Origin of the sequence: Planococcus donghaensis MPA1U2 (assembly GCF_000189395.1) — a bacterium.
Classification (GTDB): Bacteria; Bacillota; Bacilli; order Bacillales_A; family Planococcaceae; genus Planococcus; species Planococcus donghaensis_B.
Genome location: NZ_AEPB01000040.1, coordinates 1 through 4,108 on the forward strand (window position 1 = coordinate 1; position 4,108 = coordinate 4,108).

A 4,108-nucleotide genomic window follows, 5' to 3' on the forward strand; every position below is an offset into this window, starting at 1 on the left:
GGGAAAAGACTTCCCTGTGACAAGAAACCTTTTTTATATTTAGTGTAGTGTGGCGAAGAGCGGGTAAAGAAGAGTATGAAATAAATATTGCACTTTTTTTGAAAACACTTATACTTTTTTAAGTGGATTTTATTCAGAATGAAAAGGAGTTTGATTATAGATGGCAGGATTTTGGTATACAGAAAAGCAAACAGAAAACTTTGGAATTACGATGAAAATTAATAAAACTCTTCATACAGAACAAACAGATTTTCAATATCTTGAAATGGCAGAAACAGCAGAATGGGGCAATATGCTATTTTTAGATGGCATGGTTATGACTTCTGAAAAAGACGAATTTGTTTATCACGAAATGGTTGCACACGTACCGTTGTTTACACACCCTAATCCTGAGAACGTTTTAGTTGTTGGCGGCGGTGATGGCGGCGTAATCCGTGAGATTTTAAAGCACCCGTCTGTTAAAAAAGCAACACTTGTCGATATTGATGGAAAAGTAATCGAGTTCTCGAAAAAATTCTTGCCGAGCATTGCGTCTGGTTTGGAAGATTCACGCGTAGAAGTAATTGTTGGCGACGGTTTCATGCACATTGCAGAATCAGACAACGAGTTTGACGTAATTATGGTAGATTCAACAGAACCTGTTGGACCGGCTGTAAACTTATTCTCAAAAGGCTTTTATGCAGGAATTTCAAAAGCATTAAAAGAAGACGGGATTTTTGTCGCACAATCGGACAACCCATGGTTTAAAGCTGATTTGATCAAACAAGTTCAAAGTGATGTAAAAGAAATTTTCCCAATCACAAACTTGTATTTGGCGAACATCCCAACATACCCAAGTGGTTTATGGGCGTTCACAATCGGTTCGAAAAAGTACAACCCACTAGAAGTACCAGCAGAACGCTTCCATGAAATCGACACGAAATACTACACGCCAGAGTTGCACAACGCTGCGTTTGTTTTACCGAAATTCGTGAAAGATTTGACAGGAGAATAACACATGAGATTTGACGAAACGTATTCAGGAAAAGTATTTATCAAAAGCCACCCGAATTACGAAGAATCAAAAGCGGTTCTTTACGGCATGCCGATGGACTGGACAGTTAGTTACCGTCCAGGTTCTCGTTTTGGCCCAAACAAAATTCGCGAAGTTTCAATTGGACTAGAAGAATATAGCCCGTACCTTGACCGTGAACTGGGAGACGTTAAGTTTTTTGATGCAGGGGATATTCCGTTGCCATTCGGTAATCCGGAAAAAAGCTTAGCGGAAATCGAAACGTATGTACACACACTTTTAGCGGACGAAAAAATTCCAATGGGTATGGGTGGCGAGCATTTGGTGTCATTGCCAGTAATGAAAGCAGTCGCTAGCAAATACGACGACCTTGCGATCATTCACTTTGATGCACACACAGACCTTCGCGAAAACTACGAAGGCGAAGAATACTCGCATTCGACACCAATCCGCAAAATTGCAGATCATATCGGACCGAAGAATGTCTATTCATTTGGTATTCGTTCAGGAATGAAAGAAGAATTCGCCTGGGCAAAAGAAAACGGCATGCACATTTCGAAATTTGAAGTGCTGGAGCCGTTAAAAGAAGTATTGCCAACACTTGAAGGTCGCAATGTTTATGTCACAATCGATATGGACGTATTGGACCCTGCACACGCACCAGGCACTGGAACAGTTGATGCGGGCGGTATCACGTCTCGTGAACTATTAGCATCTATCCACGCTATCGCAGCATCAGGCGTGAACGTAGTTGGTTTTGATCTTGTAGAACTAGCCCCCGTTTACGACCATTCTGACCAAACAGCGAATACAGCAAGCAAACTAATGCGCGAAATGATATTGGGCTGGGTTAAATAAACAACTGAAATCTTTAAAAGTCGACCTGGATTTTCCAGGTCGACTTTTTTTATTCTTTTACACACTCCCCATATTAGAATCTTTCATCTAAAAACGATAAGATAAAAGAAACGATTTATCTGAAAGAGGTGTTGACGATGCAATTGTATAAATGGACAGGTCCACAAGATCAAGCGGAAGACTTAATGAAAAGTTTGTCGAATGCCGAGCTAACTCTTTTGAAAAACGATGATGAAGCTGTACTGCTTTACGAGACAGACGGAGGCCCAGGATTAAAAGCGTCAGAAGCATATGAAGTATTGAATGCTGTAGGCGATTTTGCTGATGGCCACTATGCTGTATTTAATAACATTCCCGTGACAGACGATGGTCGTGAGATTTTCGAATCGCGTTTTCAAAATAGAGCGGGCATGGTAGAAAAAGAGCCTGGGTTCGCTGCAATTCGGGTACTGCGCCCACTCGATTCGGATGTGTACGTCATCCTTACTTTATGGGAAGCCGAACAATCGTTTATAGACTGGCAACAGTCTCAAGCATATGGGCATGCGCACGCGAAACGTGGAACCGAAGAAGGAATCGATAAACGTCCAAACATTTTTCCGCGCTCTTCTTTTGTAACTAGTTACACGAAATAAATATAGCCTCTTGAGAAATGATTTATCATAAAAGTCTCTTTAAAGGAGGCTTTTTATATTTTATTTGAATAGAATTTTAAGTGTGTGTTTAGTAATAGGCAATAAGAGATATAGTTGGAGTAAGCAATTATCCGGAAAGGAGAGTGACTTATGCATGAATTTGATACAGTGTTCATACAAGTCTTAGTATTATTGGCCATTGCGATAACGGTTGTCGGCATCGCTAGAAAAGTAAAGCAGCCAGATACGATTGCATTAGTTTTAGTAGGGCTTTTACTAGGAACCACCAGTTTCCCATTCCCTTTTATTGATCAAGCCGAGCAATTCATCACCCAATCAGAAGTTTTTCAAGTCATTATCATTTCTTTATTTCTGCCCATTCTGCTTGGGGATGCTACGTTAAAACTTCCTTTTCATCATCTGTATAAGCGAAAAGAAACTGTAATTGGTCTTGCTTTAGGGGGAACGTTTATCTCGTTTGTGCTTATTGGCTTTTCAACTCATTTCTTATTAGGTCTGCCTTTAGCGGTCGCTTTTACGTTTGCGGCGTTAATGAGCGCAACCGATCCAATCAGTGTGTTATCCATTTTTAAATCTGCAGGCGTTTCAGAGAAACTTTCAACGATTATGGAAGGTGAATCCCTTTTTAATGATGGTATTGCCATCGTCCTTTTTCAAATCGCGTCTGTTTATTTGCTGACCTATATTGATATGGGCTGGGCAGGATTAGGCAGTGGCGTTTTGCTATTTCTTCGTTTTGCAGTAGGAGGCATATTGGTTGGTGTCATTCTAGGATATCTATTTTCACAAGTTATTCGCTTTTATGACGATTATCCTTTTGAAATTGCCATATCTGCATTATTGTTTTTCGGTAGTTATTTTATCGCAGAACATATTCACGTATCCGGAATAATTGCTGTCGTAGCAGGCGGATTTGTTTTTAATGATTACGGTGCTAGAATCGGGATGTCTAAGTTAACGGAAAACGCGATTAATACGTTTTGGGACGTCATCACACTTATTGCAAACTCGTTAATTTTCTTGATTGTCGGATTGGAAATTCGTAATATCGATTTTTCTGGTCAATGGCTGACTATCTTTTTAGCCATTATCATCGTTTTACTTTCAAGAGTGGTTGCGCTATTTTTCAGCACGATGCCAGCCAAAGATTTAAATCGAAAAGAGCGAATTTTATTGAACTGGGGCGGACTAAAAGGCAGTTTATCCATTGCTTTGGCATTAAGTCTTCCGGCAAGTTTCGATGGCCGTGAAACGATTTTGATACTAACGTTTGCTGTCGTCTTGTTTTCTCTAGTCATTCAAGGCTTAACCATCAAACCATTGATCAAAGTATTAGGGTTGCAGTCAAAATAACACCGGGAATTTTAAGAAATGAGAAATTAGCCGATTCTAAAAAGGGATCGGCTCAGACTGTAGACAAAGTCTATTGAAAATGTATAGTTGTGTATAACCACAACCGTTCTGGCCACTGCGCTTTCCATGGGCTCAGCTTCAGCCTCCTCGTCACTGAAAACCCATGCTCCTGCATCGCTGCGCTAGCTTCGTCGCAAAAGCTTGTCCTCGCAGGCTTCGGCCAATGCTA

At 40.5% G+C, this 4,108-nt stretch carries 4 protein-coding genes; all 4 read left to right on the plus strand.

All coding sequences use genetic code 11. The features are described 5' to 3' along the window. The first annotated feature begins 160 nt into the window (after positions 1 to 160). The 4 genes from speE to GPDM_RS12315 all read left to right on the plus strand — a co-directional run bounded on the left by speE (position 161) and on the right by GPDM_RS12315 (position 3,879). The gene (gene speE, locus GPDM_RS12300; RefSeq protein ID WP_008431822.1) at positions 161 to 994 is read left to right on the plus strand and encodes a spermidine synthase; all 834 of its coding nucleotides are present in this window, start codon (positions 161 to 163) and stop codon (positions 992 to 994) included. A 3-nt stretch (positions 995 to 997) separates the two neighbouring features. Further along, positions 998 to 1,870, plus strand: a complete 873-nt coding sequence (gene speB / locus GPDM_RS12305) for an agmatinase (protein WP_008431824.1) — start codon at positions 998 to 1,000, stop codon at positions 1,868 to 1,870. 137 nt (positions 1,871 to 2,007) lie between these two features. Beyond that, a complete protein-coding gene (locus GPDM_RS12310) occupies positions 2,008 to 2,505 on the plus strand; it encodes an antibiotic biosynthesis monooxygenase family protein (RefSeq protein ID WP_008431826.1) in 498 nt (165 codons plus the stop codon). Between the two features lie 150 nt (positions 2,506 to 2,655). After that, positions 2,656 to 3,879, plus strand: a complete 1,224-nt coding sequence (locus tag GPDM_RS12315) for a cation:proton antiporter (RefSeq protein ID WP_008431828.1) — start codon at positions 2,656 to 2,658, stop codon at positions 3,877 to 3,879. The last annotated feature ends 229 nt before the right edge of the window (positions 3,880 to 4,108 follow it).